This window comes from Streptomyces sp. AC558_RSS880 (assembly GCF_019049255.1).
Taxonomy (GTDB): Bacteria; Actinomycetota; Actinomycetes; order Streptomycetales; family Streptomycetaceae; genus Streptomyces.
Genome location: NZ_JAGMUJ010000040.1, coordinates 258139 through 278853, shown reverse-complemented (window position 1 = coordinate 278853; position 20715 = coordinate 258139). Strand labels below are relative to the sequence as shown.

The window sequence follows — 20715 nt, the reverse complement described above, 5'->3', positions numbered from 1 at the left end:
CCCGGGTCAGGCGCCCCTGCGCGGGGCCGGCGGCAGTCCGGCCGGCACGTGGTGCATCCCGGAGGCGGGCCGGCCGACCGTGCCGACCCGCTGCCACTGCGGCCCGGTGCCCTGGCGGCCGACGCTCACGAGGGAGGTGCCGAACGTGCTCGAGCCGTGGCCGCCGTACGAGTCCGTACTGCGCGGGATGTTCCCGAAGGCGGTGAAGCCCAGCTCCTCCTCGCCGCTGCGGTCACCCGGCAGCGAACGGAAGGACTTGACGTACTCGGTGTAGAGGGCGTCGTAGATCGGCGTGGCCGAGAGGCCGCTCCGGGAGCCCTGCGCCGGGCGCGCGGGTGCGGGGACCGAGGCGAGGGACTGGCGGCGGGGAACGTCGTATGCGTGCACGTATGTCCAAACGACCCCGTGCCGTAAGGGATGCGGCCCTTTTGCGGCATTCGCCGTCAGTGCTCCGGTCGGGTGCCGGCCGGGCACCGGCGGGATCGGTCAGAGGCCGGCGAGGGGCAGCGCCGCGGCGACGAGCTTCCCGTTCGCCGCCGCCTTGTCCAGCGCGTCGCGCAGCAGGTCCTCGCGCGGCTGGCGGCCGATCGAGCCGACCGGGGCCGCGAACATCAGCACCTGCTGGTGCTTGTTGGCGGCCGACCGCCAGCCGTCGGTGACCTGGAGCGGCTGGTGCGCCTGCCACCAGGCCACCGGACGGCCGCCGTGGGGGTTCGGCTGGAGCACGGCGTGCAGCTGCCCCGCGGCGAGCAGGACCGACCAGCCGTGCAGCGCCGGCGGTACGGCCGACAGCTCGGTCAGGGGCATGAAGCCCTGCTCGATGAGGAGCGGCAGGAAGTCGTCGCCGGCCCCGGGCGAACCGGGCCGCGCGACCGGCGCGGTCGGCTCCACGACCAGCGCCGGGTGCAACTCCCCGGAGATCAGGACCAGTCCGCTGGTCACCCCGAGCACGGCCTGCTCGGGGGCGGCCTTCGCGGACGCCGGTTCCCCGGTGTCGCCGCCGATGGCCCGCACGGCCCCCTGGAGCTGTTCCTCGGTGACCTGGACGACCTGCGAGGGCAGGCAGCCGGCGTGGGCGAAGGCGAGGACGGCGGTCTCGTCCCCGATGAACAGGACGGTGCTGGTGCGCTCCTGCTCCGGGTCGCCCGGGGTGCGGCAGGAGGTGCAGTCGTAACTGCCCGGGGCGGACTCCCCGGCGAGCAGGCGGGCTGCTTCTTCGTCGCCGATCTCGGCGCGTACCTCGTCGCTGACGTCGAGCATGCGCGGCACGGGTGGCTCCCTCGGGATGCGGTGCGTGGCGAGGCCGGGTGGCTCCCGGCCCGTGGTCCGGGTGGGTCCCCGGCTCATGAAGAAGACAACGGGCGATCTGTGGCGGTAGTCACGCCCCAGGGCGAACGGAATCGAACCATCCAGCGCACACGGTCACGTTCGGCGCGGAACCGGCCACTCATCGTCAACTCCTTGCTGTCGCAGCGCCGTTGAAGGGGTGAAGTGGCTCACAGGGCACCTCGTGCGCTGGTCGACAAATCCCGAAATCAGGGAATGAAATGGGTGGCCGGAAATCGCCGCTACTCGAGGTAAGGGGCAACTGGCCTGGAGCGACGGGACGTTGGTTGATCCCGGTGCCGGAGGCTCCTTAGATTCCTCCGCCGTGTGCAACGAGCACCGCTCGGGTACGTCCGCCGACCACACCGCACGGCACCACCGCACGACCCGGAGGCGGACGGGGCGAGCGCGGCCCACGCGTCCCATGACGCGGCGGGCGGCGCTCCGCCTCGGGGACCCCGAGTCCTTCGGGAAGGACCTACATGTCCGCATGTGCCGATAACACCCGCGACCACGTCCGCACGACCCGTACGGCGGCCGTCCTGGCCGGCGCGGCACTGCTCGCGCCCCTCGGACTGCTCGCCGCGACCGGGACCGCCACGGCGGCGGACAGCGGAGTGTGGGACCGCATCGCACAGTGCGAGAGCGGCGGCGACTGGCACATCAACACCGGCAACGGCTACTACGGCGGACTGCAGTTCTCCGCCGCCACCTGGCGCGCCTACGGCGGCACGGCCCACGCGCCGACGGCCGACCGGGCCACCAGGTCCCAGCAGATCGCGATCGCCACGAAGGTGCAGCGCGCCCAGGGCTGGGGCGCCTGGCCGACCTGCTCGGCGCGCGCGGGGGCGGCCGGGAACGCACCCGCCGCGGACCCGGTGACCGCGGAGCGAACCCCGTCGAAGCGGTCGAATCCGTCGAAACCGTCGGAGCCGGCCAGGACTTCGGCACCGTCCGGGCACACGGACCGGGGCGCGTCCCGCGGCGACCACACCGTCCGCGCGGGCGACACGCTGAGCGGGATCGCCGCGCGGTACGGCACGAGCTGGCAGCGCCTGTACGAGGCCAACCGGTCCGTCATCGGCGGGGACCCCGACGTGATCGTGCCCGGGCAGCGTCTCGACGTCTGAGCCGCCCCCCTCACCCGGGACACGGGCCCCGTCCGGCCGGCCGGACGGGGCCTACGGCTGCCGCGCGGAGGCGGACCGGCCGAGTTCACCGGCCTCACCGGCGAACACCACCGCGCCCCGGCGCAGCACGTACACGAAGGCGGGCCGGCCGTGCAGGGCGGGCGGCAGCCGCTGCTCGGCGAGGACCACGCACGCGTCGAGCGCGGTCAGCAGCGCGTACGTACGGGCCGCGACCGCCGGTGACATGCCCTGGACGGGCTCGTCGACGAGCACCACGCGCACGCGCGGCGACAACGCCCGGCACAGGGCCAGCATCCGCTGCTCGCCTCCGGAGAGCGTGCCGGCCCGGCGCTCCAGCAGCGGCCGCAGCCGCGGGTAGGCGTCGAGGGCGCGAGCGGGGTCGGGGAGGGCGAGGGCGAGGTTCTCCCGCACGGTGAGGGAACCGAACACCGCCCGCCGCTCCGGCACCAGGCACAGCCCGCGCCGGGCCCGCTCGTACGCCGGTACGCCGGTCACGTCCAGCCCGTCCCACACGACGGCCCCGCCGGACAGCGGCACGTCGCCGGCCAGCGCGCGCAGGGCGGTCGTACGGCCGGAGCCGTTGCGGCCCAGCAATACGGTGAGGCCGGGGCCGGGCGCGACGAGGGTGACGCCGTGCAGGGCCTCCAGGGGGCCGTGGCGCACGCGCGCGTGGCGCAGGGCGATGGTGGTCACGGGCCGGTCGCCTCCCCGAGGGCGTCCAGGACGTTCCGGGGCGGTCCGGAGGCGACGATCCGGCCCGCCGCCATCACGTGCACGACGTCGGCGAGGCCGGCGACCAGGTCGAGATCGTGCTCGACGACCAGGAGCGCCATGCCGTCGGCGGCCAGCGCCCCCAGGACCCGGGCCAGCGCGGTGACCTCGGCGGTGTCGAGACCGGCGGCGGGTTCGTCGAGCAGCAGCACGCGCGGGGCGGTGGCGAGGGCCCGCGCGAGTTCCACCCGGCGCAGCGTCCCGGTGGGCAGCCCGGCGGCGGGCCGCGCCCTCATCGGCCCGTCGAGCCCGAAGAGCCGCAGCGTCCGCTCCACCGCGCCGGGATCGGGCAGCCGGCCCTGCTCGGCACCGACGCGCACGTTCTCGGTGACGGTCAGCGTCGGGAAGACCGCCAGTTGCTGGAACGTCCGCGCGATCCCGAGCCGGGTGCGGGCGTGCGCGGGCCGCCGCGTGATGTCCCGCCCGTCGAGCGAAACCGACCCCCGCGTGGGGTGCAGGGTCCCCGCCAGACAGTGGAACAGCGTGCTCTTCCCGGCGCCGTTGGGCCCGACGACGGCGGTCACCCGCCCGGCCGGGACGTCCAGGTCCACCCCGTCCAGCGCGGTGAACCCGCCGTAACGGACACGCAGACCGCGGGCGGCGAGCACCGGAGGGCCGGGGGCCGGCGCGGAGGGCCCCGCGGGCCGACGCCCCACCGGGGCCTCGCCCCCGCCCTCACGCACCGGCGCGGGGGCGCCCGGCGCCGAGGGCCGGTGAGGCGCGTGCGGCGCCCCCCGGCCGGGCAGCTCCCGAGCGCGTTCGTCCTCGGTGGTTTCCCGGCCCGTGTCGTCCTGCCGTCGTGCGGGCTCGTGGCCCGGTGGCCCTTCGGCGGCCGGTTCTTCTTCGCGCGGGTGCCCTGGCGGCTGTCCGGTGGCGCGTTCGTCCCCGGTGGCTTCCGTGGCGCCCTGCCGTCGTGCCGGGCCGTCGGCGGGCCGGCTCGCCGACGTTCGTGGTCCGCCGGTGGCTTCGGGGCGGCCGAGGGCCCCCGTGCCCGGCTCGCCGGTCCGGGTGCCCGGCGCGGTCCGTTCCGGCATCCCGGTCCGGGAGCCGGCGCCGTGTTCGCCCGGTTCACCGGCCCGGGCGTCCGGTCCCGGCCCGGCGCCCGTCGCCGTCGCGCCCGCCGGGACCCGGGGCGGCCCTGGTGGCGGTCCCGGAGGGTGCGGGCGGGCGCGCCGGTGTGCGGCCAAGGGGGCCGGTGCCGGGCGGAACCGGACGCGGAGCCGGTTCGCCGCGTCGCGCAGGACCTCGTGGGGGCCGTCGGGGAAGCGGCCGGACAGGACCGCCAGGACGCCGATCACCGCCGCTGCCACGCCCCCGCGCGTGCCCGCGTCCAGGCCGACCAGGAGGGCCGCCGCGAGGAGGGCGCCCAGGGTGCTGTCGGCGCCCAGGACCACCACCGCGGCGAACCACAGCAGGCCCCGCACGGGGTCGTACGCGGCCGGGTCGAAGGCGCGCAGCCCCATGCCGAGCATGCCCCCGCCGAGCGCGGCCAGCGCGGCGCCGGAGACGAACGCGAGGAGTTTCAGCGACGGCACGCGCACGCCCGCCGCCCGCGCCCCCGCCTCGTGGTCACGCACCGCCGCCAGGGCGCGGCCCGTGCGGCCCCGGCGCAGGGCCCGGGCGGCGAGGAGCGCGCACGCCAGGAGGACCAGTTCCAGGACGTAGTACGCCCGGTCGCCGTCGAAGCCCGCCGGGCGGCCCAGGGACAGTCCGGACGTGGCGTACGGCTGGTCGAAGACGAACCGGCTCACCCCGACGCCCACCGCGAACGTCGCCAGCGCCAACGCGAGCCCCCGGCGGCCGATCGCCGGCCAGCCGGTCAGCACGCCCAGCGGAGCGACCAGGACGACCGCCACCGCGAGCGCGGCCAGTTCCGGCAGCCGGGGCAGGCCGGGGAAGCGGCCGGCCGCCAGCAGCGCCGTGAAGAGGGCGCCCAGACCCGCGTACGCCGCCTGCCCGAGCGAGATCTGCCCGCCCCGGCCGGTGACGACCACCAGTGACAGCAGCACCACCCCGAGCGCCGGTACCTGCACCGCCGTGTGCAGATCGCGCCCGGCGAAGCCCAGCGGCAGCAGGAACAGCACCCCGGCCACGATCCAGGCGCCCGGGGGAGTGGACACCCGCGCGGTGACGGGGTGCGGCAGCGCGTCGCGCGTGCCGACTCCGGGCAGCACGAGGGTGGCGACCAGCAGTGCCACGACGAAGAGGTTGGCGCCGATCGCCTGCAGCAACGGCTCGCCCCACCCGGACGGGTGCAGCCGCGTCAGCTGACTCTGCGCCACCCCGACGCCGAGCGCGACGACCACCGCCACCGTCAGGCCGCGCATCCGCGCGGCGACCGCGACCGCCACCACCTCCATCACGAGCAGCGGCAGCCCGTACGGGTCGAGCCGCACGTACGGCGCCAGCAGCACGCCGGTCAGACCGGCCGTGAACGAGCCGAACGCCCAGCCCGCCGCCGCCACCCGGTCCGCGTCCACACCGGCGAGCACGGCCAGCCGGCGGTCGTCCACGACGGCCCGCAGCTCCCGCCCGAACCGCGTCCGGCGGATCACCGCCCCGACCCCCGCGGCCAGCACCGCCACCACCGCCAGCTGTCCCCACGGTTCCGCCGCCACCAGCACCGGCGCGTCGTCCCGCGCCCCCTGCCCCCACACCAGTGCCGCCCCGCCCACCAGCAGCACGAACACCCCGAGGGACGCCACCAGTGTCCGCGCCGGGTCACCGCCCCGCACGGACAGCGGCCGGAACACGAACCGCTCCAGCACCACCCCGATCCCCGGCGCCACCACCAGCAGCGTCAGCGCGGCGGCCCACCACAGCGGCCAGCCCCGGTCGACCACCAGGCCGCGCAGCACATAGGCGCACACCATCGCGATCGCGCCGTGCGCGAAGTTCAGCACCCCGGTCGCCCGGTACGTCACGATCAGGCCGATCCCGGTGAGCGCCGCCGCGGCGCCGACCGACAGTCCGGCCAGTGTGAGGTCGTACGTCAGCGAGGACATCGGCGAGGCTTCAGCCGGTCTCTTCGGCGGGTCCGCAGATAGGGCAGGGCTCCAGCTCACCGCCCGCGACCAGCTTCTCGTCCACCGGGACCGCCTCCGCCTTCCCCGCGACCAGCGGGCAGTCCGCGCGGTGCCACAGGGTCCCGCCCGGCACCATCAGCGTCTCCCCGCCGGCGGCCACCGGCCCGCCCGCCGGCCGGCCCGGATCGTCGGCGCCGCCCGGCTCGGCGGCAGGCAGGCCGTACGGCTCCTCCGCGCGTGTGGCGGCGCTCGCGCCCCGGCCGTGGGCGAGCAGTACCGCCCCGGCGACGATCAGCGCGGCTCCGGGGATGCTGCAGGAGGCCAGGTAGGGCAGCTGCCGTTCGGCGTGACGCTCGCCCGAGACGCCGTACCAGCCGATGACGCACAGCACCGCGCCGGCGGCGAGCGCGGCCCAGCCCGCCCACCGGACGGGGTGCGCGATCCGCTGCCGGGCTGTCCGCATGGTTTGCACTATGCCCCTTGGAGGCCGACCCTGAAAGCACCGGACGTACAGGTTCCGGACCGACACCCGATTGGTGAGCCAGATGGTTCTCGGCAGTGACATCGGGCGGGGGAACGCGAGGGCGGGGCGCGGCCCGCGGACGGCGGGACGGGGCACGGCACTGATCGCCGCCCTGTTCCTGGTCCTGGCGCCGGGCCTCGCGGCGTGCGGCGACGACGGCGGTGGCGGTGGCGGCGGGACTTCCACGCCGTCGGCGGACCGGACGACGAGCGCACCGGGCAGCGCGCCCGCGAACCAGGCGGAGGCCGAACAGGAGATCCGGCAGAACTGGGAGAAGTTCTTCGACCCCCAGACCCCGGTGGAGGAGAAGAAGAAGCTCCTGCAGAACGGTGAGCTGCTGGGCCCGGTGCTCGAGGCGTTCAGTGGCGACAACCGCGTCGGACAGGTGAAGGCTGAGGTCACCGAGATCGCGTTCATCTCACCGACCGAGGCGGACGTGACGTTCACCCTGACCCTCAGGGGAGCCACCGCCCTCCCGGACGCCTCCGGCGTCGCCGTCGAGGACGACGGCACCTGGAAGGTGTCCGTCAAGTCCCTGTGCGCGCTGGTGCGACTGAGCGGCGATGAATCACCCCCGGACATTCCGGGCTGCTGAGGCCCTTGCCGCGGCGGCGCTCCTCGCGCTGACCGCGGCCTGCGGCAGCCGCCTGCCGGAGAGCGACTTCGAGCACGACGACCGCCCGCCCGCGACCGCCGGGGGTGCCGGCGAGCCGATCCGCGTCGGCATCGTCACCAGCGCCACCAGCCCGGTCGGCGGCAGCGCCTTCACCGGCCCGCGCGACGGCGCGAAGGCCTGGTTCGACCGGCTCAACGCGCGCGGCGGCATCGACGGCCGGCGCGTCGAGGTGCGGCTGTGCGACGACGGCGGCAGCGGCGTCGGCAACAACGAGTGCGTGCACGAGCTGATCGACGAGGAGAAGGTCGTCGCCCTGGTCGCCACCACCGCCCTGGACTACGCGGGCGCCCCCCGCGTCTCCCGCGCGGGCGTGCCCGACATCGGCGGCCAGCCCATCGGGACGGCGTACGACACCTACCCGCACCTCTACAGCATCTACGGCAGCAGGGCCCCCAGGAACGGCACCCCCGGCTGGGACGGCACGCTGTACGGCGGCACCGAGGTGTACCGCTACTTCAAGCGCGAGCACGGCGCCCGCACCGCGGCCGTCGTCTCCTACAACCAGTCCGCGTCCGCCGCCTACGCCCGGCTCGTCGAACGCGGCCTGAAGGCCGAGGGCTACGAGGTCGTCACCGAGCGGGTCGACTTCGCGCTGCCCAACTTCCGCGCGGTGGCCGCCGACCTGAAGCAGCAGGGCGCCGACCTGGTCTTCGACGCCATCGACGGCCACGGCAACGCCCGCCTGTGCCGGGCCATGGACGACGTCGGCGCCCGGGTCACCGCCAAGGTCACCAACGTGCAGAACTGGACGTCCACCGTCGCCGAGGACCACAAGGACGCCCCGCACTGCCGCAACGCCCTGTGGGCCACCGGCTCCAGCCGCAACTTCGAGGACACCGGCCATCCGGCCGTGCGCGAGTTCCGGGACGCCACCGAGGACCTGGAGACGCACTCCCAGTGGCAGCTGGAGGGCTGGGCCGCCGCCCGCTGGTTCACCGACGCGGCGAGGTCCTGCGCCCGTACGGGCATCACGCGTGCGTGCGTCGACGCCCACGTCGGCCGCGCCCGGGACTACACCGCGGGCGGACTGCTGCTGCCCGTCTCGTTCCGGCGGTCGCCCGAGCCGCCGGCCACCGGCCGGACCTGTCTGTCCGTGGCCCGCTGGCGGGACGGTGAGGGCTGGGTGTCGCAGGGCGACATGAACCGCACCTGCTTCACGGTGCCGCAACTGGCCTACGAGCCCTGACGCCCGTCCCTTCAGGACAGTGGCCGTCCGCGACGGCCGGCGGACTCGCCCGCACGGGGGAGACCTCGGCACGCCTGCTGCGCCTGCCGTCCCTGCTCCAGGCCCACCGTGAGTGGTCCGGCGCCGGTCTCGCCCGGGGGCACGCCGTACCGTCGAGCCGCTTCGAGGTGCTGGAGCCCGGGCCGGGCTGATCGACGCGGTCAGAGCGGCTCATGACCGGCTTGCTCGCTCCTTGGCTCGGGCTGGGACGTCACGGCCGCGTACTCCGGATGGTTCATGTCGAACGCCGGCGACTCCGAACGGACCCGGGGCAGCGTCGTGAAGTTGTGCCGGGGTGGCGGACACGAGGTCGCCCACTCCAGGGAGCGCCCGAAGCCCCAGGGATCGTCGACCTCGACCTTCTCGCCGTACTTGGCCGTCTTCCAGACGTTGTAGAGGAACGGCAGCGTGGACATGCCGAGCAGGAAGGAGCCGATGGTGGAGACGGTGTTCAGCGCGGTGAAGCCGTCCGCCGCCAGATAGTCGGAGTAGCGGCGCGGCATGCCCTCGGCGCCCAGCCAGTGCTGCACCAGGAACGTGGTGTGGAAGCCGATGAACAGCGTCCAGAACTGGATCTTGCCGAGCCGTTCGTCGAGCATCTTGCCGGTGAACTTGGGCCACCAGAAGTAGAACCCGGCGAAGGTCGCGAAGACGACGGTGCCGAAGACCACGTAGTGGAAGTGCGCGACGACGAAGTACGAGTCCGTCACGTGGAAGTCCAGGGGCGGCGACGCCAGCAGCACCCCGGTCAGCCCGCCCAGGAGGAACGACACCAGGAACCCGGTCGCCCACAGCATCGGTGTCTCGAAGGACAGCGAACCCTTGATCATGGTGCCGGTCCAGTTGAAGAACTTCACCCCCGTGGGCACCGCGATCAGGAAGCTCATGAAGGAGAAGAACGGCAGCAGCACGGCGCCGGTGGCGAACATGTGGTGCGCCCACACCACCATCGACAGGCCCGTGATGGCCATGGTGGCGCCCACCAGCGTCAGATAGCCGAACAGCGGCTTGCGGCTGAAGACCGGGATGATCTCCGTGACGATGCCGAAGAACGGCAGCGCGATGATGTAGACCTCGGGGTGGCCGAAGAACCAGAACAGGTGCTGCCACAGGATCGCTCCGCCGTGGGCGGCCTCGAAGACCTGTGAGCCGAACCGCCGGTCCGCCTCCAGCACCAGCAGCGCCGCCGCGAGCACCGGGAACGCCAGCAGGATCAGGATCGACGTGAACAGCGTGTTCCAGGTGAACAGGGGCATCCGGAACATCGTCATCCCGGGGGCGCGCATCCCGACGATGGTGGCGACGAAGTTGACCGCGCCGAGGATGGTGCCGAAGCCGGACAGCGCGAGGCCCATGATCCACAGGTCCGGGCCGAGGCCGGGCGAGTACCGCATGCTGTTCAGCGGCGCGTAGGCGAACCAGCCGTAGGCGGCCGGTCCCCCGGTGACCACCAGCGAACCGAGCACGATCAGCCCGCCGAAGAGGAACAGCCAGTACGAGAACATGTTCAGCCGCGGGAAGGCCACGTCGGGTGCCCCGATCTGCAGCGGCATCAGCTCGTTGGCGAACCCCGCGAAGCTGGGCGTCGCGAACAGCAGCAGCATGATCGTGCCGTGCAGGGTGAACATCTGGTTGAACTGCTGGTTGTCGATGAGCTGCAGTCCGGGCCGGGCCAGTTCGGCGCGCATCAGCAGTGCCATCACGCCGGCGATCAGGAAGAACACGAACGCCGTGATCAGGTAGAGGTGGCCGATCTTCTTGTGGTCGGTGGTGGTCAGCCAGTCGATCACCACCTGCCCGCGCCGCTGCCGGCGCGCCGGTCGCGCCGCAGCCTGGACGGTCTGCGTCCCCATCGCTCGCCCCTTCGCTCCTCGCGCGCCGGGCCCCGCCGGGAGCCCGCGCCACATGTACCCCGGGCCCACGCCATGATGCTCGCCCCTGCCGGTCCCCGACCGGGGACGTGGCGGATCGTGTGGCGGAATCGCGTATTTTATGTGCGCACCGGCCTGTACGGTCATGTGTGGTGGCGGAAAAGGAATGGGGTCCGGGAGCACGTCCCCCGGCACTTTCCGCCGGAGTTAATCGCGCCCGTGGCGTGACACGCGGTAATTACGTTCGAATACCTGCGGAAGGCGTACCGAAGCGGCCGTTCGGGTGATGGTCACCGTCATGAACGTCTGTCGTGATCTTGTGACAGAAGTGTGACCGCCGACGGATCCGGCCCGGTGTTCCCGCTTCCGGCTTCCCCGGCTCCCGGGCCAGGGCATAGCGTGGCCGCATGGCACCCATTCCGACACCCTCCGCGGAACCCCACGACAGTCCGGACTCCTATGTCGGCCTCGCGGCGGACCGGGCCGAGCACCTCGCGCGGGAGCGCGGCTGGTCGACGGTGCGGGCGCTGCCCCCGGGGGCGATCATCACCATGGAGTACCGCGTGGGCCGGCTGAACTTCGAGGTGAGGGACGGCCTGGTGGCGCGCGCCTGGAAGGGCTGACGCACGGTGACGGCCCCGGTTCCCTCGCCGGAACCGGGGCCGTGGCGTGCGCGGCGGACGCCGCGCCGTCCGTCAGGGACGGGTGGCCGAGGTCGTACCGCGCGGGTGGCGCTCCGCGTGCGGCGGGCGGCGGCTGCCCGCCGGGGTGACCGGGGAGCGCTCCGCGCGGGCCGTGTGCGGCCCGGGCGCCAGGTAGGCGGGCGACCGGGAGGCCGGGCGGCCCGTGGGAAGCGGCTCGGGAGCCGTGTCCGGGCGGTCGGCGAGCGGCTTGAGGACGACGGACCGCCCGGGCGGTCCGGCCTCCGCCGTGCCTCCCCTGTATGCCCGCCAGCGGGTGCGCAGGTCGAAAACACGCGTCTCCGCGCGGGCGATCAGCGGCTCGAACCACGGCAGCGCCAGCAGGATCAGCAGGCCCGCGACCCAGCCCAGGATCACATCGCTCAGCCAGTGCGTCCCGATGTAGACGGTGGACAGCCCGACCCCGAGTGAGGTCACGGCCGACAGTGCGGACAGCCAGCGGCGCGCTCTCGGGGTGGAGGCCAGATAGGCCAGGATTCCCCAGGTCACCACGGCGTTGGCGGTGTGGCCGCTGGGAAATATATCGCCGCCGAGCCACATCTCGTTCGAGCCGATCTCGGTCGCGTAGTGCGGTCCGAGGCGCCCCATGCCGTACTTCGCGGCACCGACGGTGACGTTGAGCAACAGCAGGGAGACGCCCAGGGCGAGCAGCGGGCGCAGGGTGTGCTGCCGCCAGGAGCGCCAGCCCAGCCAGGCCGCCACCATCACCGCCGTCGGGCCGCGCTGCCCGAGGACCACGTAGTAGTCGACGAAGGCGTGGATCTCGGACCACTGCTGGTAGGGGCGGAAGAACATCACCTGCCAGTCCAGCCGGACCAGCCAGGAGGTGATCAGTACGGCCCACACGATCGCCAGATAGAAGGCCAGACCGGCGGCGAACAGCACCACCCGGTGCCGGCTCATTCGCGGCACGCCGATGTGAGCCGGTCGTTCCGGCTCACGATCCAGCCTCGCGAACACCCGGTCCAGACGGGTGGGCTTCCGTTCGGTACGCACCCAATCGACGTTACAGCGATTGAGTGCGGAACCCCGTCGAATCAGGCTCTTTGTGATGACGATGTGATGTGGCATTCCTCTCAGGAGGGCCTTTATCGCCGGTGAATCCGCAAAGCCCGGATGCCGTGGACTTCAATTCCTTTGATCATTCCGGGGGAGGGTTTTATCGCGCTTTTGAATTCGTTCACCGGGGGCTGGTGCGGAATTTCCTTGTCGCTCATCGTCCGTTCCGGGACGGTCAGGGCGGACCGGAGCCGTTCAGCCAGAAGGCCCCGTACACCGCCGAGGCCGCCGCGACCGCCCCCACCACCAGCGCGGACCTGGGCGTACGCAGCCGGGCCAGGGCCAGGGCGAGGGGCAGCAGCAGGGGGAAGGCGGGCAGCAGCAGCCGTGGTTTCGAGCCGAAGTAGCTCGACGCGCACAGGGCGAGCGCGGTGACGACCCCGGCGTACACCAGCAGGGGGAGCGGCTGGCGCTGCCGTACGCAGACGACGTACAGCCACACCACGAGGCCGACGCCGGCCACCAGCCCGAGGCCCGCCAGGGCGGACGGGAACGACGTGAACATGGCGGCGATGAAACGGGCGAAGGCGTAGCCCCCGTCGAAACCGTTCCGCCATCCGGCCTGCACGTCGAGATATCCCAGCGGCCCGTCGCCGGTCCGGTGCCCGACCCACAGAACGTAACCGGCGGCCCCGAGGGGCGCGAGGAGCATGCCGAGCACCCGGCGCAGGCGCACGCCGGAGGTGTCCGTCGCGTGCGGGGCGCCCTCCGGTGCCCCGACGCGCCGGGCGTTCGCGGGAGCGCCGGCGCGTTCCCCGGCCCGCGCGCCGTCCTCCGGCGCCGCGCTGCGATCTCGCGCGAAAGAAGTGCGGTCCCGCGCGGAGGCGTGCCCTCGCGCGGAGACGTGCTCCCGGGAGGAGGCGCGTTCCCGGGTGGAGGCGTGTCCCCGCGTGGAGGCGCGTTCCCGCAGGAACGCGGCGACGCCCGCCGCCCACACCGCCGCGACCACCGCCAGCCCCACCGGGCGGGTCAGCCCCGCCAGGCCCGCCAGGACGCCCGCCGTCACCCAGCGCCCCGTCAGCACGGCGTACAGCGACCACGCGGCGAGCGCGGTGAACAGGGACTCGCTGTACGCCATCGACTGCACGATCCCGACCGGCAGCACCGCCCACAGCAGCACCGCGCACACCCCGGCCCGGCGCCCGTACACGTGGTCGGCCACCGCGAAGATCCCCCAGGCCGCCGCGAGCGAGGCGAGCACGCTCACCACGAAGCCGCCGTCGGCGTACGACAGCGGGGACACCGCCGCCACCAGCCGCTCCAGCCACGGGAGCAACGGGAAGAACGCCAGGTTGGAGTGCACGTCCCCGTTGGGCAGCCGCACCTCGTAGCCGTACCCCAGCTCGGCGACCCTCGTGTACCAGAGCGAGTCCCAGCGGGCGGTCAGCAGGGTGTACGCGTCCTTGCCGCGCGCCCCGCTCCACAGGGCCAGCACGACCAGGCCCAGGGCACGCACGGCGGCGTACCCGAGGAGCGCCGGCGCGGCCCGTCGCAGTGCTCCGGGGCGGGCCGGGACACCGCGCGCGTCGAGATCGTTCACGCGCCCGATTATCGACCCGGAGGGGAACCGGCCCGCCCGGCGGGGCGTGTGACCCCGACGGGGGAGTGGTGTACGCCACACCGATCCGCCGGAGCAGTGAGAGGCCCACCACTCGACCCCGGCTCCCACTCGCGTACTCTGACGTGTCACTCGCCGCTCGCCGCGCGGGCCGGAGACCACCGCTCCTCTCCGGCCGAGTCACGGGGGAGTCCCCGACCCCGTGAGCCCGCCGGTCGCGAGGGAACATCTGGGAGGTACGTACATGTCCGGGACGACCACGGCCGCCGCGCTGCGCCGTCGGGCGGCCGGGGCCGGTGCCAACCGCTGGGTGGTGCTCGTCGTCCTCTGCGTCAGCCTGCTGCTGGTCGCCGTCGACGCCACCGTGCTGCACGTCGCGGTCCCCGCCGTCACCGAGGACCTGCGGCCCGGCGCGATGGAGCTGCTCTGGATCGTCGACGCCTACCCCTTGGTCTGCGCCTCGCTGCTGATCCTCTTCGGCACCCTCGGCGACCGGATCGGCCGCAGACGCGTCCTGCTGCTCGGCTACACCCTGTTCGGCGTCGCCTCCGGCATGGCGGCCCTCGCGGACAGCGCCCAGGTGCTGATCGTGGCGCGGGCGCTGCTCGGTGTCGGCGGCGCGATGATCATGCCGGCGACGCTGTCGATCCTGCGCCAGGTCTTCCCGGACCGGCGCGAGCGGGCGCTCGCCATCGGCGTCTGGAGCGCGGTCGCCGCCGTGGGCGCGGCGGTCGGCCCCCTGCTCGGCGGCTTCCTGCTGGAGCACTTCTGGTGGGGCTCGGTGTTCCTGGTCAACATCCCGTTGATGCTGGTCAGCCTCCCGGTCGGGTGGATCCTGCTGCCCGAGTCGAAGGGCGACGACGACGGCCCCTGGGACGTGGCCGGCGCGCTGACGGCCGCCGCCGGGCTGTTCGCGGTGGTCCTCGGAGTGAAGCGGCTCGGCGGCGGCGCCGCCGACGTGTGGACCGTGCTGCCGCTGCTCGTGGGCGCCGGACTGCTGACCGCCTTCGTGCGCCGGCAGCGGCGCCGCGCGCACCCGCTGGTCGACCTGCGGATGTTCGCCCGGCCCGCGTTCAGCACGTCGGTGGGCTGCATCGTGCTGGCGATGCTCGCCCTGGTGGGCCTGGAGCTGATCGCGGCCCAGTACCTCCAGCTCGTGCTCGGGCTCTCCCCGCTGGAGACCGGGCTGCGCCTGCTGCCGCTGACGATCGCGGCGATGGCGGCGGGCCTGGCGGGCGCGCGGATGCTGCGCCGGTTCGGCCCGCGCCGCATGGTCTGCTCCGGCTTCTGCCTGACGGCCGCCGCGGTGGTGGTCCTGACCGCGATGGGCGGACAGGACAACGCCCCACTGCTGCTCACCGGTTTCGTCCTGCTCGGCTTCGGCCTGGAGACCACGCTGTTCGGGGCCTACGAGTCGATGCTCAGCGAGGCGCCGCCGGACCGGGCCGGCGGGGCGGCCGCGATCGGCGAGACCTCCTACCAGCTGGGCGCCGGCATCGGGATCGCCCTCCTCGGCAGCGTGATGAACGCGGCCTACGCACCCGGCCTCACCGGCATACCCGGGGTGTCCGCGGCGGCGTCCGCGGCGGCCTCGCACTCGCTGGGGGAGGCCTACGAGGTGGCCGACCGGCTCGGCGGGCCCGCCGGGACCGCCCTGCGCCATGCGGCGCGCCACTCCTTCGTGCACGGACTGCACGTGACCCTGCTGGTGAGCGCGGGTCTGCTGCTGCTCGGGGCGGCGATGGCGCTGCGCCTGCCGCGGGTGATGCAGTGCGAGCCGCCGGCCGTGCAGGTGCCCGTGCCGCGGGAGGCCACGGAGCGCCGTGTCTCCGAGCTGAAGGTGTGAGCCGTGTCCCGCACCGGCCGGGTGGACGTGCGGGAGACCGCGTCGTAACGTCGCCCCGAGCCGTGACTAGCAGCGCTAGTTAACCCCGGACCAGCCCCCGGAGGGTGCCCCCATGTCCGCGTCCGCGAAGTTGCCCCCCTTCGACCCCGCCGACCCCCTCGGCCTCGACGACCTGCTGGAGCCGGAGGACCTGGCCGTCCGGGACACCGTGCGCGCCTGGGCCGCCGACCGCGTGCTCCCGTACGTCGCCGACTGGTACGAGCAGGGCGAGCTGCCCGGCATCCGGGAGCTGGCCCGGGAGCTCGGCGGGATCGGCGCGCTCGGCATGTCCCTCGACGGCTACGGCTGCGCGGGCGCGAGTGCCGTCCAGTACGGACTCGCCTGTCTGGAGCTGGAGGCGGCCGACTCCGGGATCCGCTCCCTGGTCTCCGTGCAGGGCTCGCTGGCCATGTACGCCATCCACCGGTTCGGCAGCGAGGAGCAGAAGCAGCGGTGGCTGCCCCGGATGGCGTCCGGCGAGGTCATCGGCTGCTTCGGGCTCACCGAACCCGACCACGGCTCCGACCCGGCCTCGATGCGCACCCACGCCAAGCGCGACGGCGGGGACTGGGTGCTCAACGGGCGCAAGATGTGGATCACCAACGGGTCCGTGGCCGGGGTCGCCGTGGTGTGGGCGGGGACCGAGGACGGGATCCGCGGCTTCGTCGTACCCACCGACGCTCCCGGCTTCTCGGCGCCCGAGATCAAGCACAAGTGGTCACTGCGCGCCTCCGTCACCAGCGAGCTGGTCCTCGACGACGTACGGCTGCCCGCCGATGCCGTCCTGCCCGAGGTGACCGGCCTCAAGGGCCCGCTCGGCTGCCTGACGCACGCCCGGTACGGGATCGTCTGGGGCGCCATGGGCGCCGCGCGGAGCTGTTTCGAGGCGGCGGTCGGCTACGCGAAGTCACGGGAACAGTTCGGACGGCCCATCGGCGGATTCCAGCTGACCCAGGCCAAGCTCGCCGACATGGCGGTCGAACTGCACAAGGGGATTCTGCTCGCCCACCATCTGGGGCGGCGCATGGACGCCGGCCGCCTGCGTCCCGAGCAGGTCAGCTTCGGCAAGCTCAACAACGTCCGCGAGGCCATCGACATCTGCCGTACGGCCCGCACGATCCTCGGTGCCAACGGGATCTCGCTCGAGTACCCGGTGATGCGGCACGCGACCAACCTGGAATCGGTGCTCACCTACGAGGGCACCGTGGAAATGCACCAGCTCGTGCTGGGCAAGGCGCTCACCGGACTCGACGCCTTCCGGTGAGCCTCCGAAGAGGCGGGGCCGGTGAACGGCCCCGCCTCAGCTCTGGTTGAAGAAGCCGTCCGACCGGTGCGCGGCCGGATCACCGCTGACGACCTCGGTGTCGGCCGGGCTGAGCAGGAACACCCGGCTGGACACGCGCTCGATGGAACCGCGCAGACCGAAGATCAGGCCCGCGGCGAAGTCGACCACGCGCTTGGCGTCGCCGGCGTCCATGGCCGTGAGGTTCATGATGACGGGAACGCCCTCGCGGAACAGTTCGCCGATGGCGCGGGCGTCCCGGAAGCTGTCCGGGGTGACCGTGCCGATCCGGCGGCCCCTCTCCTCGGCGACGTCCGCGGCCACCTTGACCCGCGGATCGGTGACCCAGGCCTCGCCGGGCTCGGTCCCGTCGGAGTAGTCGTCGTCGTAGTAACGCTCGTCTTCGTTGTCGTCGACGAGGCCAAGCCAGGCACTCGCCTTGCGTACCGATCCCATGGACGCCTCCTCTCACAGCGGTCTTTTTTGCTTTCCGCATCCCTATGGTCGTCCATGATGCGGACGTCGCGCCAAGTGGATAGACGCCGCGCGGGGGGTTTGTGACGGTACTGGTGCACAGCTGATCCGTCGAGAGCCCGGGTTTCCCAAGGGTCTTGGTGTAAACGGCTGCTGACTGTGAGTGAAATATGATTCTTCGCGGCGTACGGGTGAGGGAGGGGGCGTACGGGTGAACGCCGGGCCGATACGATGCCGCCGCTCAACGTCGTACGACTGCACGGGGGAACGTCGTGTTCGGAATGGTCAGGCCGTGTCGGCACCGGCTCGGGGAGAAGCTCACCGCCCAGTGGATGGCCCATTTGTGCGGGCTGTGCCTCGCGTTGCGCGGGGACCACGGACAGCTCGCGCGGATCGTCACCAACTACGACGGGCTCCTCATATCCGTTCTGACGGAGGCTCAGGCGGAACGTCCCGACGCGGGACGGCGCACCGCGGGGCCGTGCCCGCTGCGCGGCATGCGCACCGCGTCCGTCGCGCACGGTGAGGGCGCGCGGCTCGCGGCGGCCGTCTCCCTCGTCCTCGCCTCCGCCAAGATGCGCGACCATGTCGCCGACGGCGACGGGATGCTGGCGCGCAAGCCGGTCGCGTTCGCCGCGCGCCGGGTCGCGGCGAGCTGGGACCGGGCGGGAGCGCGGACCGGTTCGGACGTCGGGTTCGACACCGCCGTCCTCGTCGACGCCGTGGACCGGCAGACCGGCGTCGAGACCCTCGCCGGGCCCGGCACCCCGGTCCTCACCGTCACCGAGCCGACCGAGACCGCGACGGCCGCGGCCTTCGCGCACACCGCGGTGCTGGCCGGCCGGCCGCACAACGCCGTACCGCTCGCGGAGGCCGGGCGCCTCTTCGGGCGCCTCGCGCACCTCCTGGACGCGGTGGAGGACCGGGAGGCCGACGCCGCCTCCGGTGCCTGGAACCCGCTCACCGCCACCGGGACCCCGCTCGAGGAGGCCCGTCGGCTCGCCGACGACGCGGTGCACGGCATCCGGCTCGCCCTGCGCGAGGTGGACTGGGGGTCCGGGGTCTCCCCGGGAAGGCACAGCTCCGACGGCGGTCTCGCGCACCGGCTGCTCGTCCATGAACTGCCCAACTCCGTCCGTCGCGCCTTCGGTACGGTCTCCTGTGCCCACGGAACCGGCCCCTACGCGCCTCCCGGCACCCCCGGCGCCCCGCCGCCCCCCGAGCCGCCGCGCCGCGACCGGCGCGGGCTGCTGGCCGGCTGCGCCGTGTGGCTGGGGCTCGCCTGCACGTGCCAGCTGTGCTGCGGCACCTACGAGGACCCCTGGAGCGGGGAGCGCAAGGAGGGGAGCTGCGCCAACTGCGACTGCAGCGGGTGCGGCGACTGCTGCAGCTGCTGCAACTGCTGCGGTGAGGACGGCTGCTGTGACGGGTGCGACTGCGGCTGCGACTGCGGCTGCTGACCGGACCGGCCATCCGGAGGGGCGAGTTCCGGACATCGCGCGATCGTTCGACCGGTCGTGCCGCGAGCGTGGCCACGGGTAACGCGATCCCGTACGCGGACCAAATCTCCTAGACGGTTCAAAGGTTGACGGCCGAAAGGCACCCTTGCGCCGAACGGTCGGTCGGTCGAATACTCGCTTCCCACAGCGCTTGTCAGGGGCACGACGTGTTCGGAATCCGGGCACCAGGCTTCCTGGCTGCGCCTCACGGGCCCACAAACCCCACGAGGGCCCCCTACTTCCTTTGTGGAGGAACGAGAAGTGAGGATCAAGCGCACCACCCCCCGCAGCGGCGTCTCGAGACGGACTCGGCTGATCGCCGTAGCCACCGGACTCGTGGCCGCTGCCGCGATCGTGGTCCCCAGCGCGAACGCGGCCGAGACCCCCACCACCTTCAGCTCCGCCGAACTCAAGAGCGTGAGCGGTTCGGTGCTGAAGGCCGATGTCCCGGGCACCGCCTGGGCCGTCGACAGCAAGACCAACCGGGTGCTGCTCACCGTCGACAGCACCGTCTCCCAGGCCGAGATCAACAAGATCAAGCAGCAGGCCGGGGACGACGCCGACGCGATCACCGTCAAGCGCACCCCGGGTACGTTCAGCAAGCTCATCCAGGGCGGCGACGCGATCTACTCGAGCAGCGGCCGCTGCTCCCTCGGCTTCAACGTCCGTTCCAGCAGCGGAGCCGACTACTTCCTGACCGCCGGTCACTGCACCGAGGGCGCGGGTACCTGGTACGGCAACTCCAGCCGCACCACGGTGCTCGGCTCGACCGCCGGCACCAGCTTCCCGGGCAACGACTACGGCATCGTCCGGTACACCGGGTCCGTCAGCCGGCCCGGCACCGCGAACGGCGTGGACATCACCCGCGCGGCCACCCCGAGCGTGGGCACCACCGTCATCCGCGACGGCTCCACCACCGGCACCCACAGCGGCCGGGTCACCGCCCTGAACGCCACCGTCAACTACGGCGGCGGCGACATCGTCTACGGCCTCATCCAGACCACGGTCTGCGCCGAGCCCGGCGACTCCGGCGGCTCGCTCTACGGCAGCAACGGCACCGCGTACGGCCTGACCTCCGGCGGCAGCGGCAACTGCTCCTCCGGCGGTACGACCTTCTTCCAGCCGGTGACCGAGGCTCTGAGCGCCTACGGCGTCACCCTCACCTAGGAACGGACACCGGGACCGGCCGGCACCACCGGTCCCGCGGGTCCCACCTCGCAGCCGGCAGCACGACGAGCCCCTGCACGCGATCGCGTGCAGGGGCTCGCTCTCGTCAGGGGTACGGGGCTACCGTCGAAGGACACACCGGGACGCGCCGGGCGGTACCGGACGCGTGGGATCACCTGGTGCGCCACTTCGGACCCCGGGGGGCCGTGATGGTCGAGGAGCTGGTGACGGCGGGAGCGGCGGTGGCGTCCGCCGGAGCGGTCTGTCTGATGGCGGCGGCACGGGTCGTCAAGCAGTACGAGCGGGGCGTGGTGTTCCGGCTCGGCCGGCTCCGCCCGCAGGTGCGCGGGCCCGGGTTCACCATGATCGTTCCGTTCGTGGACCGGCTGCACAAGGTGAACCTCCAGATCGTCACGATGCCGGTCCCCGCCCAGGAGGGCATCACCCGGGACAACGTGACCGTACGGGTCGACGCGGTCGTCTACTTCAAGGTCGTCGACGCGGCCGACGCCCTGGTGCAG

The 20715-nt window shown here is 73.2% G+C and carries 18 protein-coding genes; 9 read left to right on the top strand and 9 right to left on the bottom strand.

Annotated features, from left to right (window positions below):
- Positions 1-6: 6 nt before the first annotated feature.
- On the bottom strand, positions 7-387 hold the full coding sequence (locus KUM38_RS18095) for a hypothetical protein (protein ID WP_217130412.1): 381 nt from the start codon (positions 385-387) through the stop codon (positions 7-9).
- Between the two features lie 99 nt (positions 388-486).
- Positions 487-1269 (bottom strand): hypothetical protein, encoded by a 783-nt coding sequence (locus KUM38_RS18090; protein WP_217130411.1) that lies wholly within the window; start codon positions 1267-1269, stop codon positions 487-489.
- 539 nt (positions 1270-1808) lie between these two features.
- Here KUM38_RS18090 and KUM38_RS18085 point away from each other — a divergent pair.
- Positions 1809-2456 carry a transglycosylase family protein gene (locus tag KUM38_RS18085; RefSeq protein ID WP_217130410.1) on the top strand — a complete coding sequence of 216 codons (648 nt, stop codon included), beginning with the start codon at positions 1809-1811 and terminating at the stop codon, positions 2454-2456.
- A 51-nt stretch (positions 2457-2507) separates the two neighbouring features.
- Here KUM38_RS18085 and KUM38_RS18080 read toward each other — a convergent pair whose 3' ends face one another.
- The 3 genes from KUM38_RS18080 to KUM38_RS18070 are packed head-to-tail and all read right to left on the bottom strand — an operon-like array spanning position 2508 to position 6737.
- A complete protein-coding gene (locus KUM38_RS18080) occupies positions 2508-3170 on the bottom strand; it encodes an ABC transporter ATP-binding protein (RefSeq protein ID WP_217130409.1) in 663 nt (220 codons plus the stop codon).
- Positions 3167-6253, bottom strand: a complete 3087-nt coding sequence (locus KUM38_RS18075; protein ID WP_217130408.1) for an ATP-binding cassette domain-containing protein — start codon at positions 6251-6253, stop codon at positions 3167-3169. The genes KUM38_RS18080 and KUM38_RS18075 overlap by 4 nt, the downstream gene beginning before the upstream one ends.
- 10 nt (positions 6254-6263) lie before the next feature.
- A complete protein-coding gene (locus KUM38_RS18070; protein ID WP_217130407.1) occupies positions 6264-6737 on the bottom strand; it encodes a hypothetical protein in 474 nt (157 codons plus the stop codon).
- 82 nt (positions 6738-6819) lie between these two features.
- Here KUM38_RS18070 and KUM38_RS18065 point away from each other — a divergent pair, with 82 nt between their 5' ends.
- Both KUM38_RS18065 and KUM38_RS18060 read left to right on the top strand, forming a co-directional pair.
- On the top strand, positions 6820-7392 hold the full coding sequence (locus KUM38_RS18065; protein WP_217130460.1) for a hypothetical protein: 573 nt from the start codon (positions 6820-6822) through the stop codon (positions 7390-7392).
- Positions 7361-8659, top strand: coding sequence for an ABC transporter substrate-binding protein (locus KUM38_RS18060; protein ID WP_217130406.1), 1299 nt, complete (start codon positions 7361-7363; stop codon positions 8657-8659). The genes KUM38_RS18065 and KUM38_RS18060 overlap by 32 nt, the downstream gene beginning before the upstream one ends.
- A 200-nt stretch (positions 8660-8859) precedes the next feature.
- Here KUM38_RS18060 and ctaD read toward each other — a convergent pair whose 3' ends face one another.
- Positions 8860-10551 carry a cytochrome c oxidase subunit I gene (gene ctaD, locus KUM38_RS18055; RefSeq protein WP_217130405.1) on the bottom strand — a complete coding sequence of 564 codons (1692 nt, stop codon included), beginning with the start codon at positions 10549-10551 and terminating at the stop codon, positions 8860-8862.
- A 425-nt stretch (positions 10552-10976) separates the two neighbouring features.
- On the opposite strand from ctaD, the gene KUM38_RS18050 reads away from it, so the two are divergent.
- Positions 10977-11192, top strand: coding sequence for an I78 family peptidase inhibitor (locus KUM38_RS18050; protein ID WP_217130404.1), 216 nt, complete (start codon positions 10977-10979; stop codon positions 11190-11192).
- Positions 11193-11264: 72 nt separating this feature from the next.
- Here KUM38_RS18050 and KUM38_RS18045 read toward each other — a convergent pair whose 3' ends face one another.
- Positions 11265-12266, bottom strand: coding sequence for a phosphatase PAP2 family protein (locus KUM38_RS18045; protein ID WP_217130403.1), 1002 nt, complete (start codon positions 12264-12266; stop codon positions 11265-11267).
- 238 nt (positions 12267-12504) lie between these two features.
- The gene (locus KUM38_RS18040) at positions 12505-13869 is read right to left on the bottom strand and encodes a glycosyltransferase family 39 protein (RefSeq protein ID WP_217130402.1); all 1365 of its coding nucleotides are present in this window, start codon (positions 13867-13869) and stop codon (positions 12505-12507) included.
- A 262-nt stretch (positions 13870-14131) separates the two neighbouring features.
- On the opposite strand from KUM38_RS18040, the gene KUM38_RS18035 reads away from it, so the two are divergent.
- Together KUM38_RS18035 and KUM38_RS18030 are read left to right on the top strand one after the other, a co-directional pair.
- Entirely contained in the window at positions 14132-15733 is a 1602-nt protein-coding gene (locus KUM38_RS18035; RefSeq protein WP_217130401.1) for an MFS transporter, read from the top strand.
- Positions 15734-15845: 112 nt separating this feature from the next.
- Positions 15846-17036: an acyl-CoA dehydrogenase family protein gene (locus tag KUM38_RS18030; RefSeq protein ID WP_217130400.1), complete on the top strand. Its 1191-nt coding sequence runs from the start codon at positions 15846-15848 to the stop codon at positions 17034-17036.
- 36 nt (positions 17037-17072) lie between these two features.
- Here KUM38_RS18030 and KUM38_RS18025 read toward each other — a convergent pair whose 3' ends face one another.
- Entirely contained in the window at positions 17073-17510 is a 438-nt protein-coding gene (locus KUM38_RS18025) for a cell division protein SepF (RefSeq protein WP_217130399.1), read from the bottom strand.
- Between the two features lie 299 nt (positions 17511-17809).
- Between KUM38_RS18025 and KUM38_RS18020 the strand changes: the two genes are divergently transcribed.
- The 3 genes from KUM38_RS18020 to KUM38_RS41930 form a co-directional block, all read left to right on the top strand.
- Positions 17810-18988 (top strand): DUF5685 family protein, encoded by a 1179-nt coding sequence (locus KUM38_RS18020; protein WP_254397320.1) that lies wholly within the window; start codon positions 17810-17812, stop codon positions 18986-18988.
- Between the two features lie 300 nt (positions 18989-19288).
- Positions 19289-20194: a S1 family peptidase gene (locus KUM38_RS18015; protein ID WP_217130397.1), complete on the top strand. Its 906-nt coding sequence runs from the start codon at positions 19289-19291 to the stop codon at positions 20192-20194.
- Positions 20195-20403: 209 nt separating this feature from the next.
- Positions 20404-20715, top strand: a 312-nt coding sequence (locus tag KUM38_RS41930; protein ID WP_254397370.1) for an SPFH domain-containing protein, incomplete at its 3' end; no start/stop codon positions are given.